A 15,242-nucleotide genomic window follows, 5' to 3' on the forward strand; every position below is an offset into this window, starting at 1 on the left:
CTCACGGAGAACGACCATGAACGCACCCTTCACGCCGCAACGCGAGACCCGCGACTACCAGGCCAGCGACGCGGCCCACCACATCCACGCCTTCCTCGACCAGAAGGCGCTGAACGCCGAAGGCCCGCGGGTCATCACCCGTGGCGAACGCCTGCACCTGTGGGACAACGATGGCCGGCGCTACCTGGACGGCATGTCCGGCCTCTGGTGCACTCAGCTCGGCTACGGCCGCAAGGACCTGACCGCCGCCGCCGCCGCGCAGATGGACCAGCTGGCGTACTACAACATGTTCTTCCACACCACTCACCCGGCGGTGATCGAACTGTCCGAGCTGCTGTTCAGCCTGCTGCCCGGGCACTACAGCCACGCCATCTACACCAACTCCGGCTCCGAAGCGAACGAGGTGCTGATCCGCACCGTGCGCCGCTACTGGCAGGTGGTCGGCCAGCCGAGCAAGAAGATCATGATCGGCCGCTGGAACGGTTACCACGGCTCGACCCTGGCGGCGACGGCGCTGGGCGGCATGAAGTTCATGCACGAAATGGGCGGGATGATCCCGGACGTGGCGCACATCGACGAGCCGTACTGGTACGCAGAGGGCGGTGAGTTGACCCCGGCCGAGTTCGGCCGCCGTTGTGCCTTGCAGCTGGAAGAGAGGATTCTCGAACTGGGCGCTGAAAACGTCGCAGGTTTCGTTGCCGAACCGTTCCAGGGCGCGGGCGGCATGATTTTCCCGCCGGAAAGCTACTGGCCGGAAATCCAGCGCATTTGCCGCCAGTACGACGTGCTGCTGTGCGCTGACGAGGTGATCGGTGGCTTTGGCCGTACTGGCGAGTGGTTCGCCCATGAGTACTTCGGCTTCGAGCCCGACACGCTGTCCATCGCCAAGGGCCTGACTTCGGGCTACGTGCCCATGGGCGGGCTGGTGCTGAGCAAGCGCATCGCCGAAGCGTTGGTGGAGCGGGGCGGGGTGTTCGCCCACGGGTTGACCTATTCCGGCCACCCGGTGGCGGCGGCGGTGGCCATCGCCAACCTCAAGGCGCTGCGCGACGAAGGCATCGTGCGTCAGGTCAAGGACGATACCGGGCCGTACCTGCAGCGCGTTTTGCGTGAGGTGTTCGCCAACCACCCGTTGATTGGCCAGGTGCAGGGTGCGGGGTTGGTGGCGGCGTTGCAGTTTGCCGAGGACAAGGGCAGCCGCAAGCGTTATGCCAACGAGAATGACCTGGCTTGGCAGTGCCGGACTTATGGGTTTGAAGAGGGGGTGATCATTCGTTCGACGCTGGGGCGGATGATCATGGCGCCGGCGCTGGTGGCCAACCACAGCGAGCTGGATGAGCTGGTGGAGAAGACCCGGATTGCCGTGGATCGGACAGCCAGGGGTCTTGGTATTTTGTAAAACGGGTATCGCCTTGAGGCCCATTCGCGGGCAAGCCCGCTCCCACAGGTCCAGCGCCGCCTGAGAAGACAGCGATGATCCTGTGGGAGCGGGCTTGCCCGCGAAGAGGCCCTTACAGGCCCACCGTCAATGCGGCGCCCGCACGATGGTCTTGAGCAGGTCTTCCGGGCTGATATGCCCCACCACCTGGGCGACCGCGCTGCCCGGGGTCGGCAGGTCGATGATGTGGCTCTTCATCTTGCCGACCACATGCATCTCACACGGCTTGCAGTCGAACTTCAGGGTAAGCACTTCATCGCCCTGAATCAGCTGCATCGGCGCCACCTTGGTGCGCACGCCCGTCACGCCTTTGGCCTGCTTGGGGCACAGGTTGAACGAGAAACGCAGGCAGTGCTTGGTGATCATCACCGGCACCTCGCCGTGCTCCTCGTGCGCTTCGTACGCTGCGTCGATCAGCTGCACACCGTGGCGGTGGTAGAAATCGCGGGCCTTCTGGTTGTAGACGTTGGCCAGGAACGACAGGTGCGACTCAGGGTACACCGGCGGCGGCGTGGTCTCGGCCTTGCGCCCGCCACGCGGGTGGGCCTTGATGCGCGCTTCTGTCAGCGCCTCGATGGCTTCACGGCGCAGGGCCTTGAGCTGCGAGTTGGGGATGAAGTACGCCTGTGGCGCATCCAGCTCGATGGCGTTGGCGTGGTACATCGTGGTACCCAGCTGGCCCAGAAGGTCGTGCAATTGGTCCAGCGCCTGCTGCGGCTTGTTGGCCGCGCCGAACGGGCCGTCCAGCGCAACCTGCACGCTGATGCCTTCCTCGCTGCAGACGCTGAGCATCAACCGCTGCTCAGTGAGCACGGCATGCCATTCCACGCCAACCCGGCGCTCGGCCGAGGTGCGCTGCAGGGCCTGCTGCCAGTTGTGGTCGAGGTTGCGCGACAGCGGGTGGTTCGGGCGCAGCTTGTACATGCCCTCCGGCATCTCGTTGGGCTCGACGCGGTAGCGGTAGCGCTTCTGGCCGTCTTCCTCGAACTCGCCACGCGGCTCGGCGATGTTGGCACGGAAGCCCACCACCTCACGCTTGACCAGCACATTGAGGCCGTCGCCATTGGTCAACGGCACGTCGGTGACCACCTGCATGTCGCGCTTGCCGACCTTCTCGACCACGCCTACCGGCAAGCCGGTGAAGGTTGGCGAGTCGAAGGCGCCGATATCGACTTTGCGGTCGGTGACGAAGTAGTCGGTGCTGCCACGGTGGAAGGTCTTGTCCGGGTCGGGCAGGAAGAAGTGCTCGGTGCGGCCGCTGGAGGCACGGGCGAGGGCTGGGCGGTCTTCGAGGATGGCGTCCAGCTCTTTGCGGTAGTGAGCGGTGATGTTTTTCACATAGCCCATGTCCTTGTAGCGGCCCTCGATCTTGAATGAGCGCACGCCGGCATCGACCAGGTCGCGCAGGTTGGCGGTCTGGTTGTTGTCCTTCATCGACAGCAGGTGCTTCTCGAACGCCACCACCCGGCCCTGGTCGTCCTTGAGGGTGTACGGCAGACGGCAGGCTTGCGAGCAATCGCCACGGTTGGCGCTGCGGCCGGTCTGCGCGTGGGAGATGTTGCACTGGCCGGAGAAAGCCACGCACAGCGCACCGTGGATGAAGAACTCGATCGCCGCGTCGGTTTCAGCGGCGATCGCACGGATTTCCTGCAGGTTCAGCTCACGGGCCAGTACCAGCTGGGAGAAGCCGGCCTGGTCGAGGAACTTGGCCCGCGCCAGGGTGCGGATGTCGGTCTGGGTGCTGGCGTGCAGCTCGATCGGCGGGATATCCAGCTCCATCACCCCCAGGTCCTGCACGATCAGCGCATCGACGCCAGCGTCGTAGAGCTGGTGGATCAGCTTGCGTGCTGGCTCCAGCTCGTTGTCGTGGAGGATGGTGTTGATGGTGGTGAACACCCGCGCATGGTAGCGCCGGGCGAACTCGACCAGCTCGGCGATCTCGCCGACTTCGTTGCAGGCGTTATGGCGCGCGCCGAAGCTTGGGCCACCGATGTAGATGGCATCAGCGCCGTGCAGGATCGCTTCGCGGGCGATGGCCACGTCACGGGCAGGGCTTAGCAGTTCCAGGTGATTCTTTGGAAGGGACATGTCGTTATAGGTTCGGGCTGTCACGGTAGGGCGGCATTGTAGCGGGGAAATGGGTAGGTGGCATGTTCTGGCTGCTGAGAGGTGTGTTGCCTGGGGCGGCCCCTTCGCGGGACAAGCCCGCTCCCACAGATTCTCCCTGTACTCAAGAGTTGCGATATGCCTGTGGGAGCGGGCTTGCCCCGCGAAGAGGCCAGCCCAGTCAGTAGAGGTGGATCAGAACTGATACTCCATCCCGGCGCCTGCATACCAGGACCGCCCTGGCGCCGCTTCGTAGTAGCGGCCATTACCATCACCCACAATCACCGATCCGACATACTGCCGGTCCAGCAAATTATCCAACCGCACCAGCTGATGGAACGTCCACGGCCCGTAATGCTGCTCGAACCGCGTCCGCCAGTTGAACACCGCATAACTCGGCGCAGCATGCTGGTCGTTGGTGTCCTCGACATACACTTTGCTGCGGTACTGCCCCTCAACCCCCATGCTGATGCCGTCACGCGGCTTCCACACCAATTCGCCGAACAGGCTGCTGCGCGGTACGCCCGGCAGCTGGTTGCCCTTGTCGATGGTCGTGGTGCCCTGGTTGAAGGCTTCGTCATAGGTGGCATCGAGCAGGGTGTAAGCCAGGTTGGCCTGCCACTGGGCGTTCAGCTCACGCTGCACGCTAAGCTCGAAGCCACGGCGCAGGGTCTTGCCGGCATTGCGGTAGCTGGTACGGCCACCTTCTGACGCCGCGACGACGAGCTCATCCTCCGTGCGGATTTCGAAGATGGCCGCGTTGATCCGCGTACGGTCGTCCGGGCGGGCCTTGAGGCCAAGCTCGTACTGGGTGCTGGTAGCCGGTTCCAGGCCGAAGTTGAAGCCTTCGACAGCACCTGGGGCGTAGGCCATTTCGGCCTGGGTCGGCGTCTCGAAGGCTTTGCCGGCGCTGATGTAGCCATGCAGGTTGGGGGTGAAGGCGTACATCACCGACAAGGTCGGGGTGGTGCGCTGGTACTTTTTCGAACCGCTGGCATCGCCGTTTGAGAGGAAGCGGTCGTCCACTTCCATCTTCATGCTGCTGTGACGCAGGCCCGCATCGACGGTCCAGCGCTCTAGTTCCCAGTGCGCCTGCACATAAGGATCGAGGCTGGTAGCGGTGTCTTTCTCGTCCCGGCGCAGTTCGCCTTTCACCCCGAGCGTGTCGCCGCTGAAGTTCTGGAAGCCTCGGCGGTCGTCGCGGCTGCGGTCGTAGTCGGCACCGAAGGTCAGCGTCAGGTTGCCGGGCGCGGCGCTGATCGGCTGGATCCAGCGCAGGGTGCCGCCGTGGAACTCGCGGTCGAAATCGACCACGCCGCCGCCTCGGTTGTTTGCCGGTGTGCCTTTGGGGATCGACAGGTACTGAATGACGCTGCGCTTGCCGGCATACAGGTTGAACTGCAGGGTCGCGTCGCCGAAGTAGCGCTCGTAGTTCATCCCCACTTGCTGGTGGTGGATGCTCTTGCGCGTGTTGTATTCCTCGGCGCGAGACGACACCGAACGCGGGTCGTGCTTGTAGGCGTCCCAAGTCTGGCCGAGCGGATCTTCGGTGCCGTTCTGCTCCAGGGTGCTGAGGATCAGCGCCAGGCGGCTGTCTTCATCAGGCTTGACGTGGACCTTGGCGAAGGTCTGGTCGCGGCGTGCGGCGCTGTGGTCGCGGTAGCCGTCGGTGTCCATGCGCGAAGCATCGACCAAAAAACCGGCCTGTTCACTGCCGCCCTCGCTGTAGACGTGGTTCTTGTTGAAGCCATCGCTGCCAAAGGTGGTTTCGGCGCCGACCTTGGGCGGCCCCGAGCCATCGCGGGAGAACATCTGGATCACGCCGCCGGCATTGCTGCCGTAGATGGCCGAGGCTGGGCCGCGCAGCACTTCGATGCGCTCGGCCACGTCCAGGTTGAGCGAGGCTGCCTGGCCTTGACCGTCCGGCGTGCTGGCCGGGATGCCGTCGCTGAGCAGCTTGATGCCACGAATGCCGAAGGCCGAGCGGGCGCCATAGCCACGCGAGGAAATCTGCAGGTCCTGGGCGTAGTTCTGGCGGTTCTGCACCACCAGGCCGGGGACACGGTTGAGGGCTTCGGACAGATTGACGCCCAGCTGGCCATCGGCGATCTGCGAACGGTCGACGGTGTCGATGGAGTAGGGCAGGTCGAAGCTGGGGTTGGGCGCGTAAGTGCCGGTGACTACGACCGGTTCGAGCAGGTTGAAGGTCGTGGCGGGTTCGGCGTAGGCGAGGGTGCACAGTCCCAAGGTAGGCGCCAGGGCGAAAATTGCCTTACGGCGTGAAGGGTGATGCATTGGAGCTGCGTCCTGCTTTGGTTGGGGCCGCTTTGCGCCCCTTCGCGGGGCAAGCCCGCTCCCACAGGCACCCCACTGCCCTCAAGAACAGTGGTACACCTGTGGGAGCGGGCTTGCCCCGCGAAAGGATCTCAAGGCTATAGCATTGTTAGCGTTTGGCCGCCATTGCGGTCACTTCCACGCGCATCTCCGGGTAGGCCAGCGCAGCTACGCCAACCGCTGCACGTACTGGCCAAGGTTTGCTGAAGAAACGCTGGTACACCTCGTTGAACGCGGCGCGGTCGGCCATGTCGGTCAGGTAGATGGTCAGGTGCATGACGCGGTCCATGCCGCTGCCGGCCTTTTCCAGCGCCTCTTTCAGCGCCTGCAGGGTACTTTCGCTCTGCTGCACGATGTCACCGTCGAGGTCGGCAGGGATCTGGGTGGTGACCAGGATGCCGTTGAACTCGGCGACGTCGGAGGAAATGGACTCGGCATCGGAATCCGGGGTGAAGACGAGGTTTGCCATGGGAGGTTTGCCTTGCAACGGAAGGAAAGGCGCAAGCCTACGCGAGCGCGGCGCAGGGGTCGAGCCGCGTGGCACCGTCTGGCCTGCGCGCATTGTAATGGCGCGCCATGACCGTCAGAATCGCGCCGATTGTCGAGCAAGGGGTATGAGTTGAACGAACAGACATTGTCGATGCGCCTGGAGCGCGTCGCGGCGCATGTGCCGCAGGGCGCGCGCCTGGCCGATATCGGCTCGGACCACGGCTACCTGCCGGTGGCCCTGGCGCTGCGTGGCGTGATCGAAGCCGGCGTGGCCGGCGAAGTGGCGCAGACGCCGTATGCGTCAGCCCAGCGCAACGTGCGCAGAAATGGCCTGCAGGAACGCATCACCGTTCGCCTGGCCGATGGCCTGGCAGCCATCGAAGCCCAGGACCGCATCTCGGCGGTCAGCCTCTGCGGCATGGGCGGCAAGACCATGTGCGAAATCCTCGAACGGGGCAAGGCGCATCTCAACGGCAGCGAACGGTTGATCCTGCAGCCCAACGGTGATGAGCGCGAGCTGCGTACCTGGCTGATGGATAACGGCTACCGGATCGTGATTGAAGAGCTGTTGCGCGAAAACCGCTTCGACTACGAGATCATCGTGGCCGAGCCGGAAGGGACAGTGGCCTACAGCGAGGAAGAACTGTATTTCGGCCCGCTGCTGATGCGTGAGAAAAGCCCGGCATTCATCACCAAGTGGCAGCGTATGTTGCGCCAGAAGCAGCAGGCTTTGGCCAATTTCGAGAGGGCTCGGGATGCGATCCCGCAAGACAAACTTCGTATTTTCAACACGCAGGTAGGCTGGATCAACCAGGTGCTGGCCTGAATCACAGCTGCGAGCAGTTACCCATCTCGCGGTAGTTTACCTCGCGGGTCTGGCCTTGATGGTCGACATAGACCATGTGCGCGGTGCCGATCTGGCAGTCGGCAGCGTTGCTGGCCGGGGTGATCGAGATGACCTTGGCCACGTCCAGCGGCATGCCGTATTCGTAGTTCGCGCTATTGCTGGCGACCGACTGGCTGGCGCTTTGATCGGCCAGTGCCCCGAACGACGCAAAGGCGGCAGTCAACGTAAGCAGGGCGATCGAGCGTTTGATGTTCATGGCAGGCTCCTTTTTCGATGTTTTACCAATAATGTATTCATTGGCCATGCACAATAAATGGGCTAAGCCGTGATAGATTCCTGCCTGCAACGTACGAATAAGAACGCACAAGGAGCCGAGCCTCATGGACATGCTGCACGCCATGCGTACCTTCGCCCGGGTCGTGGAATGCGGCAGCTTCGCCGCCGCCGCCAACGCCCTGGACATCTCTGCCGCGCAGGTGTCGCGGATCGTCGCCGAGCTTGAGAACCAGCTGCAGACCCGCCTGCTGCACCGCACCACGCGGCGCCTGCGCATGAGCGAGGCGGGCGAGCGGTTTCTCGAACGTTCGCGGCAGATCATGCTGCTGACCGAAGAGGCCGTGGGCGAGGCCCGTGGCGCGCACCTCACCCCACGCGGCCGGCTGCGCCTGCACTGCCCACATGGGCTTGGGATGCTGCTGATGCCGCTGGTGGCCGGCTACAACGCTCTGTGCCCGGACGTGGTGATCGAGCTGACCCTGTCGCAGCGCAACCCCGACCCGCTGGCCGAAGGGCACGACGTGGTAATTACCGTGGACGAGGCATTGCCTGACTCGCAGTTGATCGCCGTGCCGCTGGGCAATATCTTCAGCATCCCTTGCGCTGCGCCCAGCTACCTGAAGGCCCATGGGGTACCGCGACGGCCGCAAGAGCTGCACGATCACCGCTGTCTGCGCATGGCTTATCCGATGTATGAAGGTGACTGGGTGTTCCCGGAGGGCCTGGACCACTGCGTGATCGCGCCGCGCGACAGCTTCCTGACCAACGTCGCCGACGCGATGCTGGTGGCCAGCGAATTGGGCATGGGGATTGGGTTGTTGCCGTTCTATACGGCCAGTCAGGCAATCGAGCAAGGACGCTTGCGGCGGTTACTGGCGCCGTACCGGTTACGGGAGAGTGCGTTGTATGCGATCTATCCGTCGCGGCATTACCTGGATGCCAAGGTGCGGACCTGGATTGACTACCTCAAGGAACAGCTGCCGGCACTGTTTGCGGGGCATGAGCAGATTGTCGATGATCCGCAGTATTGGCGGTGAGTCAGTGCGGGCCTCTTCGCGGGACAAGCCCGCTCCCACAGGGTCCCCGCTGCCCTAGAGAACGGTGCAGGTACTGTGGGAGCGGGCTTGTCCCGCGAAGGGGCCACACAAGCCAACATCAATGTCCATATCTGCCCACTAAGCTCTGCGCCCCCAGCGCATGCCCCTGCAGCAGTTCCATCAACCCATTGCGGTCCAGCCCTTCAGGCAATGTCCCAATGGGAATATCGGTCGCAATCAACGTCAACGCATAGTGATGCGGATTGTCCCCGGCTGGCGGGCAAGGCCCACGGTAGGTGAGGGTGCCTCGCGAATTGCGCCCCACCATCACCGCGTGAGTGGTCAACGCAAACTGGCCTTCTTCCAAACCATCGAGTTCAGGGTCGATGTTATAGGCCAGCCAGTGCACCACGCCAATGCCCTTACCGCCGTCCGGGTCGAACATCACCAGGGCCAGCGAACGGGTGCCTGCCGGCAGGTTCTTCCAGCTCAACTGCGGCGTACGCTCTTCACCTGCGCCGCAGGCCGGGTCGGGCCCGACCTGCTGCAAGGCGATCACACCGCCATCGGTGAATGAAGACGAACTGATCGACATCGCACCGGAACCATTACCAGCCGCCAGCGCAGCACCCGGCAACAAAGCGGCGAACAGCCAGGGTTTGAAGTTCATGGCGATTCCTTGGCAAGGCGATTGGCCGCGGTGTAGTCCAGGCTGAATTCAGCGGCTGTCCTGATCCTCGGCAGTTCCGCCGCTGTGCCCGGCGCCGGAGCCGGTGGCTTCGCCAGTGCTATTCGACCCACCTGCGGCGCCGTCGGCCGCGTCGCTGCCGGTGTCGGCACTGTCGTTGTCCTGGCCACTGCCGGGGCTGTTGACGCTGCTGCCTTCACCGGCGGTCTTGCCGCCTTGCTGATCGGTTTTCGGGTAGGCGTCGGTGTTGGTGTTGGAGGTGTCGGAAGCGGCGAAGCTGGTGGCCGAGCCGAGGCCCAGGGCAACGGTGAGCAGCAGCGGGAGCGGGCGAATGCGGATCATGGCGAATCTCCTGTGCGGATGATCTGTCATTCGTTTGGCTAAAGCAGGGTGGCAGGGTGCCCCCAGGGCGACGAGCGGTCAGAAAAAAGGCCGCAAAAGCGGCCTTCAATTTCAATCAGCTTGCGCGCGCGTTACAGGCGCTTCGGCCGGCTGCAGCGGCGGATGCTCTTGTGGGTGCTCCTGCGCAGCATGCATCAGGTCTTCGGTCACCCGCAGCTCGGCGCCGGTCGGCGAGAAGGTGGTCGAGGCCGTGAACGGCGCCGGGTGCTCCGCCGCCGGGCGTTTGCCGCGGCGCCAGAGGAAGAAGCACACCATGCCCAGGTTGACCACGGCAAAGGCCCAGAACAGTCCGGCTTCGCCGAATTCGGTCATCGCTGGCGAAATCGCCAGCGGTGCCATGGCCGAGCCCAGCGAGTTGATCAGCAACAGGCCCTGGATCATCGGCACCAGCGCATCGGACGGCGCACGGTCGGCGGCGTGGCTGACCGCCACCGGGTACAGCGTGAATACGCCGCCACCGAGCAGGAACAGCATCGCCGGCAGCAGCGGCGACTGCGAGGGCAGGAACACGGTGATCAGCGACAGCACCACGCACAGTGCAGCCAGTGCAATCAGTACATCCTGGCGGTCCTTGCGGTCGGACCAGCGCCCCACCGGGTACTGCAGCAGCATGGCGCCGAGGATCACCCAGGCCATCATGTTGCCGACTTCCCCCACGTCCAGGCCGATGCGCTGCAGGTACAGCGGCAGCAGCGCATAGATGCCGGCGATGGCAACGCCCGAACCGAAGCAACCGACCAGTCCCGACGGCGCAACGCCGAGCAGTTGGCGCGGCTTGAGCGGCTCGACCTGCTCCAACAGCGGCGAAACCCGCGGCAGGATCACGATCGGCAGCACCGACAGCGCCGCCAGCATGCCGGCCAACATGAACGGCGCGCTGTCGCCCAAATGGGTAATTTCGCCAAGACCGGCCTGGGCGATCACCCCGGCGCCGTAGAAGGCGATCATGTACAGCGCCAGCAGACGCCCGCGAATTTTCGCGTCGCCAGCCAGCAGCAACCAGCTCTCGATCACCAGGAACACGCCCACGGCGGCCCAGCCGTTGATCAGGCGCAGGATCGACCACCAGGTGGTGTCGTAGAACAGCCCTTGAAGCAGGATGGTGGCGGCGATCAGCGCGGCGAAGCTGGTGTAGGCGCGGATGTGGCCGATGCGCAGGATCAGGCGGTCGTTGAAGATCGCGCCAAGGGTCAGGCCGAGAAAGTAGCTCGACGAGACGATACCGATCATCGTCGCCGATTCACCGGCAGCGCCCAGGCGCAGGGTGGTCAGGGAAGACATGAAACCATTGCCCAGGGCGATGATGAACAGCCCGAGCAGGGGTGCCAGCGCCATGGCCAGCAAACGCGGAGACATACATACCTCAAGTTGGAGTGGCGGTTGGGAACGCCTCTTCGAACGCGCACGCCAAACAGGCCCGATAGGGGCCGGAGGGGTGCACGGATGTGCCTGGGCTGGATGCGACCTGGGCAAGACTCAACCGCTTGGCCTTGGAAAAGCTGGGCCGGGGCGGGGTCGGTTGAGCCTATTTCACATGGGCTGCATGTGTTCAGGCCTGGACTCTGTCGTTGCTGCCGGTTGCCACCGTTCAAGGCGACGGGCGAAAAGGAGGCGCGATTCTACGGGTTGCGCACGATTTGCCCAAGAGGTTACGGGCTGCGACCAGACGCCGCAGGGTGGAATGCGACGGGTTTGTGCCCGGATCCGACATCCTTGGGGCAGGTCACGATGCGGGAGCAACTGTCTTCCACAAAACTTAAAAAGCTGCGCGATCCCTGTGGGAGCGGGCTTGTCCCGCGAACACGGGCGAAGCCCGTGCCATCCAGCGCGGTGCCTGCTTCGCGGGGCAAGCCCGCTCCCACAGCAGAAGTTGCGCAGCACCCATCACTTATCGAACAGGCGCTCGTGTACCCAGCCCTTCTGGGTCAGCACCATTGCCCGCGTTTCCTTGGCAGGTGTGTCATTGGTGGCCACAGCCTCGCCCAGCTGGCGAATGCTGTCTTTCACTTCTTGCCTAGCCGCCCATTCCGGCAAGCCAGTGATCTTGTAGGCATAGGTCACCTCGGAAATCGTCTGCCCCATCTTCTCCCCCGGCTCGGTGAACCCTTCGATCGCAGTGACCTGCGCCTTGCCGAAGCACAGCCCGCCACGGGTGCTACCGTTAGGCATTTTTTGCGCGTCGGCCTTGTAATACTTGCGGCCTTCGTCGGTCAGGTCGTAGGCATAGTAAATGTCGGTGCGGGCGGGTTGCCACAGGCGTTCCGGCACCTCGGTGCGGGAGATTTCCTTCTCGCTGACCACCCCGACCTGCGCCAGTGCATGCAGCGCCTTGTTGCTGCCGTCGACGTCGAAATCCTGAGTCCTGGTAGGAAATGAACTGACCACGAAGCATTGTGGATACTGGGTGTCGAGGTAGGCCTGAGCGGCCTTGTGGAAAGTGGCTTCGCTGACACCCTTGTCGTCCGAGCAGCCGGCCACGGTGGCCAGCAGGGCCAGCGGTACGATCTTCCTGTACATGTTCAAGCGTCCTTGGATTGCGAAGATAAAACCGATGGGTCGGAATTAGAACCCACGGTTTAGAGCGGCGCAATCGTGGCACGGCGGCATCGGGAAGGGGTTCTCACTTGGCGCGGTCGTCACTCCGGGTATCGATGCTGACCACCACCGACATGCCTGGGCGCAAGTGCCTGGCCTCGGGCTGGTCGGCATCGACGGTGATGCGCACGGGAATGCGCTGGGCGATCTTGACGAAGTTGCCGGTGGCGTTGTCGGCCTGCAGCAAGGCGAATTCAGAGCCGGTAGCCGGAGAAATCTGCTGCACGTGGCCGCGCAACTTCAGGTGGTTCAGCGCATCGACGGTGAACGTCGCGGGCTGGCCAATGCGCACATCGGCCATCTGGGTTTCCTTCATGTTGGCGATCACCCACAGGGTGTCGGGCACCAGGGGCATCAGCTGCGCGCCGGAGTTGACATAGGCGCCCAGGCGCGTGCCGATCTGCCCCAGCTGACCATCGCGCGGCGCCGTCACCCGGGTGTTGTCCAGGTCGATGCGAGCGAGCTCCACCGCTGCCTTGGCGTTTTCCACCGACGCCTCCAGTGCTGCGCGGTTGACGATCACCGTCTCGCGGTCCTGGCGAGCGATGGCCAGCGCGGCCTTGGCCTGGGCCAGGTTGGCGACGGCGGCGGCCTGGCTGGCCCGGGCCAGGTCAAAATCGCTGCGTGACACCGAGCCATCGCTGACCAGCGCCTGGCTGCGGCGCAGGTCGGCACGGGCCTTGTCGGCCTGGGCCGCCGCGTCGCCGATGGCGGCCTGGCGTTGGGCGATGGTGGCGTCGGCGCTGTTGCGCTGCTGCAGGTTGTTGGCCAGCGCTGCCTGCTGTTGCTGCAGCTGGGCAATGGCCTGGGCCAGACGCTGCTTGTAGATGCGGTCGTCGAGTTGCACCAGCAGGTCACCGGCCTTGACGAACTGGAAGTCATGCACCGGCACATCGACGACGTAGCCGCTCAACTGCGGCCCGATGATCGTCACCTGGCCACGCACCAAGGCGTTCTCGGTGCTTTCGATGGCACTGCTGAACGGCGGCAGGCGCCAGGCATAGAGCACCAGCAGGATGCCGGCCAGGGCGACGCTGGCGAACAGAAGCGACGACAGTATGCGCACGCGCCGTGTGCGCACCGGGCTGGTCGGTTCGCTGGGCGGCGTGGCGCCTTCCGGGGTTTCGGCGAGGGCGGTGGTGGTGGTTGTGCGGGTTTCGTCGGTCATCGGTTGGCAGTACCGCGAGTGGCGTCAGGTGAAGCGGCCTGGCGGGCGGCGTACCACAGCCAGGAACCGCGGATGCAAATCCAGATCATGGTGAGCACGGCAATGCAGCCGATCAACATGAAGACATCGTTGTAGGCCATTACGTTGGCTTCACGCGTTGCCGCGCTGGCCAGCACACGCATGCCGGCCTCGCTGCGCAGGGCCGGGTCGGCGAGGATTCCGGCATAGCCACCGCCAGCGCTTTGCACGCGGGCATTGACCAGCGGCTCGAGGTAGCTGAGGCGATCCATCAGGTGGCTGGAATGAAACTTTTCGCGCCAGGTCTGGAACGTGCCCAGCAGCGCCGCGCCTATCAGCCCGCCAAGGTTGTTGCAGATGCCGAACAGCACCGAGAAGCTCACCAGGTTGCGCGGGTTGGCGCGCACGTGGCTGATCCCCAGGGCCATGGACGGGCCGAGGAAAAAGGTGCTGCCAAAGGCCAGCAGGAACTGGCTCAGATACATCTGCGCCGGGCGGGTCAGGTTGCTCGAACTGCTGTCCATGAACGCCCCGGTGGCCATGGCCAGCAGCGAGATGAACAGCGGGATCACCAGGTGATTGGGGTTGATGGTCAGCGCGCTGCTGGCCAGGCCCGCCACCGCGCCGAGCAGCATGACCCCGTACAGCGTGCGCATCTGCTCGCTGCCCATGTTCAGCACTTGCAGAAAACCGACGGCGCCGGTGGACTGCTCGGAGGTGACCATGCGGATCAGGATCACGCACAGGCCCAGGCGGATGATCGCGCCACTGCCCAGCCAGCGTGTCATCAGCAAGGGGTTCTGGCGGTTGTGCTCGATCGCCAGGCCGCTGAATATCAGGGCGATGGACGCCGCCAGGGCGACGCCGATCCACGGCGCGTCCAGCCACCAGTCGATGCGCCCCAGCGACAGTGCCGCACAGAGCAGGGCAGTGCCGCTGGCCATCAGGGAGAAGGTGAGAAAGTCCAGGGGCTCGAAGGTCTTGAAGCGGTCCCCAGGTGGCAGCTTGAGCAGTAGCACGCAGCCCAGCGCGGCCAGCGCCAAGCCCAGTTCGAACAGGTACAGGCCGCGCCATTCGGCAATCTGCAGCAGGTCTTCGGAGAAGATCCGCGCCAGCGGCAGGGCAAGTTGCGAAGCACCCAAGCCAAGCACCATTGCCTTGAGCCGCCACTGTGCCGGGAACGCCTGGATCATGTAGTACAAGCCCAGTGAACTGAGCGCGGCGCCTACCATGCCATGGGCTGCGCGTACGGCAATGGCCGAATTGAGGTCGTTGACGAACAGGTGGGCGAAGGTGACCAAGGCGTAGAGCACCAGGAACACCTCGGTGAACGCGCGCAGGCCGTACTGCTGGCGAAATTTGACCAGCAGCAGGTTGATCGAGACGTTGGTCATCACATAGGCGGCGGGCAGCCAGGCCATTTCTGCGGTGGTCGCGCCCAGGGCGCCCTGCAGGAACACCAGGTTGGCGGTGACCAGCGCGTTGCCCAGGCCGCCGGTGATCGCCACCAGCAGGCCGACGACGCCGAAGGCCAGGCGTTTGCCCGGGGTGTGCAAAGGCGTGGAGGGGGAGCCGGGCAGGCTGGGTTGTTCGTGCGGCAGCCACTGGCGGGGGGCGTATTTGTCCATGGCGCAGACTGTACTTGAGGGGACAAGACCTTGAAAGATGCCTGATGTATTGCGGTGACTTCTTCGCGGCTAAAGCCGCTCCCACAAGTACAGCACAGCCTTCAAGGGCAGTGATGGACCTGTGGGAGCAACTGTCTTCCACAAAACTTAAAAAGCTGCGCGGATTGAGCTGTGGGAGCAACTGTCTTCCACAAAACTTAAAAAGCTGCGCGGATT

General features: G+C 64.1%; 13 protein-coding genes. 3 read left to right on the top strand and 10 right to left on the bottom strand.

All coding sequences use genetic code 11. The annotated features are described in order from the left end of the window. Nucleotides 1–16 precede the first annotated feature (16 nt). Entirely contained in the window at nt 17–1,399 is a 1,383-nt protein-coding gene (locus ACIPZF_RS24295) for an aspartate aminotransferase family protein (RefSeq protein WP_400804151.1), read from the top strand. A 126-nt stretch (nt 1,400–1,525) separates the two neighbouring features. Here the strand turns inward: ACIPZF_RS24295 and ACIPZF_RS24300 are convergent, their stop codons facing one another. From ACIPZF_RS24300 to ACIPZF_RS24310, 3 genes are all read right to left on the bottom strand, one after another. Next, a complete protein-coding gene (locus ACIPZF_RS24300) occupies nt 1,526–3,526 on the bottom strand; it encodes a U32 family peptidase (protein WP_400804154.1) in 2,001 nt (666 codons plus the stop codon). Nucleotides 3,527–3,739: 213 nt separating this feature from the next. After that, complete coding sequence (locus ACIPZF_RS24305) at nt 3,740–5,839, bottom strand: TonB-dependent receptor family protein (RefSeq protein WP_400804157.1); 2,100 nt, start codon at nt 5,837–5,839, stop codon at nt 3,740–3,742. A gap of 148 nt (nt 5,840–5,987) precedes the next feature. Further along, nucleotides 5,988–6,347 carry a RidA family protein gene (locus ACIPZF_RS24310; protein ID WP_400804160.1) on the bottom strand — a complete coding sequence of 120 codons (360 nt, stop codon included), beginning with the start codon at nt 6,345–6,347 and terminating at the stop codon, nt 5,988–5,990. Nucleotides 6,348–6,497: 150 nt separating this feature from the next. Between ACIPZF_RS24310 and ACIPZF_RS24315 the strand changes: the two genes are divergently transcribed. Continuing rightward, a complete protein-coding gene (locus ACIPZF_RS24315; RefSeq protein ID WP_400804163.1) occupies nt 6,498–7,193 on the top strand; it encodes a tRNA (adenine(22)-N(1))-methyltransferase in 696 nt (231 codons plus the stop codon). Between the two features lies 1 nt (nt 7,194). Here the strand turns inward: ACIPZF_RS24315 and ACIPZF_RS24320 are convergent, their stop codons facing one another. After that, on the bottom strand, nt 7,195–7,464 hold the full coding sequence (locus ACIPZF_RS24320) for a DUF2790 domain-containing protein (RefSeq protein ID WP_400804187.1): 270 nt from the start codon (nt 7,462–7,464) through the stop codon (nt 7,195–7,197). 130 nt (nt 7,465–7,594) lie between these two features. Here ACIPZF_RS24320 and ACIPZF_RS24325 point away from each other — a divergent pair, with 130 nt between their 5' ends. After that, on the top strand, nt 7,595–8,527 hold the full coding sequence (locus ACIPZF_RS24325; protein WP_400804166.1) for a LysR family transcriptional regulator: 933 nt from the start codon (nt 7,595–7,597) through the stop codon (nt 8,525–8,527). Between the two features lie 118 nt (nt 8,528–8,645). On the opposite strand, the gene ACIPZF_RS24330 is transcribed toward ACIPZF_RS24325, so the two are convergent. From ACIPZF_RS24330 to ACIPZF_RS24355, 6 genes are all read right to left on the bottom strand, one after another. Then, nucleotides 8,646–9,197, bottom strand: coding sequence for a YbhB/YbcL family Raf kinase inhibitor-like protein (locus ACIPZF_RS24330; RefSeq protein ID WP_400804169.1), 552 nt, complete (start codon nt 9,195–9,197; stop codon nt 8,646–8,648). A gap of 48 nt (nt 9,198–9,245) precedes the next feature. Beyond that, nucleotides 9,246–9,557, bottom strand: coding sequence for a hypothetical protein (locus ACIPZF_RS24335; protein ID WP_400804172.1), 312 nt, complete (start codon nt 9,555–9,557; stop codon nt 9,246–9,248). Between the two features lie 111 nt (nt 9,558–9,668). Continuing rightward, nucleotides 9,669–10,973 (bottom strand): MFS transporter, encoded by a 1,305-nt coding sequence (locus ACIPZF_RS24340; RefSeq protein ID WP_400804174.1) that lies wholly within the window; start codon nt 10,971–10,973, stop codon nt 9,669–9,671. A gap of 528 nt (nt 10,974–11,501) precedes the next feature. Beyond that, entirely contained in the window at nt 11,502–12,134 is a 633-nt protein-coding gene (locus ACIPZF_RS24345; RefSeq protein ID WP_400804177.1) for a hypothetical protein, read from the bottom strand. A 103-nt stretch (nt 12,135–12,237) separates the two neighbouring features. Beyond that, entirely contained in the window at nt 12,238–13,380 is a 1,143-nt protein-coding gene (locus ACIPZF_RS24350) for an HlyD family secretion protein (RefSeq protein ID WP_400804179.1), read from the bottom strand. Next, nucleotides 13,377–15,026 (bottom strand): MFS transporter, encoded by a 1,650-nt coding sequence (locus tag ACIPZF_RS24355; protein ID WP_400804182.1) that lies wholly within the window; start codon nt 15,024–15,026, stop codon nt 13,377–13,379. The genes ACIPZF_RS24350 and ACIPZF_RS24355 overlap by 4 nt, the downstream gene beginning before the upstream one ends. Nucleotides 15,027–15,242 lie beyond the last annotated feature (216 nt).

This window comes from Pseudomonas sp. NPDC089752 (assembly GCF_044748725.1).
Taxonomy (GTDB): domain Bacteria; phylum Pseudomonadota; class Gammaproteobacteria; order Pseudomonadales; family Pseudomonadaceae; genus Aquipseudomonas.

Excerpts from the sequence above, each read along its gene's own strand:
- ACIPZF_RS24330 (WP_400804169.1), bottom strand. The coding sequence starts at position 9,197 with ATGAACTTCAAACCCTGGCTGTTCGCCGCTTTGTTGCCGGGTGCTGCG.
- ACIPZF_RS24300 (WP_400804154.1), bottom strand. The coding sequence starts at position 3,526 with ATGTCCCTTCCAAAGAATCACCTGGAACTGCTAAGCCCTGCCCGTGAC.
- ACIPZF_RS24305 (WP_400804157.1), bottom strand. The coding sequence starts at position 5,839 with ATGCATCACCCTTCACGCCGTAAGGCAATTTTCGCCCTGGCGCCTACC.
- ACIPZF_RS24340 (WP_400804174.1), bottom strand. The coding sequence starts at position 10,973 with ATGTCTCCGCGTTTGCTGGCCATGGCGCTGGCACCCCTGCTCGGGCTG.
- ACIPZF_RS24355 (WP_400804182.1), bottom strand. The coding sequence starts at position 15,026 with ATGGACAAATACGCCCCCCGCCAGTGGCTGCCGCACGAACAACCCAGC.
- ACIPZF_RS24350 (WP_400804179.1), bottom strand. The coding sequence starts at position 13,380 with ATGACCGACGAAACCCGCACAACCACCACCACCGCCCTCGCCGAAACC.
- ACIPZF_RS24325 (WP_400804166.1), top strand. The coding sequence starts at position 7,595 with ATGGACATGCTGCACGCCATGCGTACCTTCGCCCGGGTCGTGGAATGC.
- ACIPZF_RS24335 (WP_400804172.1), bottom strand. The coding sequence starts at position 9,557 with ATGATCCGCATTCGCCCGCTCCCGCTGCTGCTCACCGTTGCCCTGGGC.
- ACIPZF_RS24295 (WP_400804151.1), top strand. The coding sequence starts at position 17 with ATGAACGCACCCTTCACGCCGCAACGCGAGACCCGCGACTACCAGGCC.
- ACIPZF_RS24345 (WP_400804177.1), bottom strand. The coding sequence starts at position 12,134 with ATGTACAGGAAGATCGTACCGCTGGCCCTGCTGGCCACCGTGGCCGGC.
- ACIPZF_RS24310 (WP_400804160.1), bottom strand. The coding sequence starts at position 6,347 with ATGGCAAACCTCGTCTTCACCCCGGATTCCGATGCCGAGTCCATTTCC.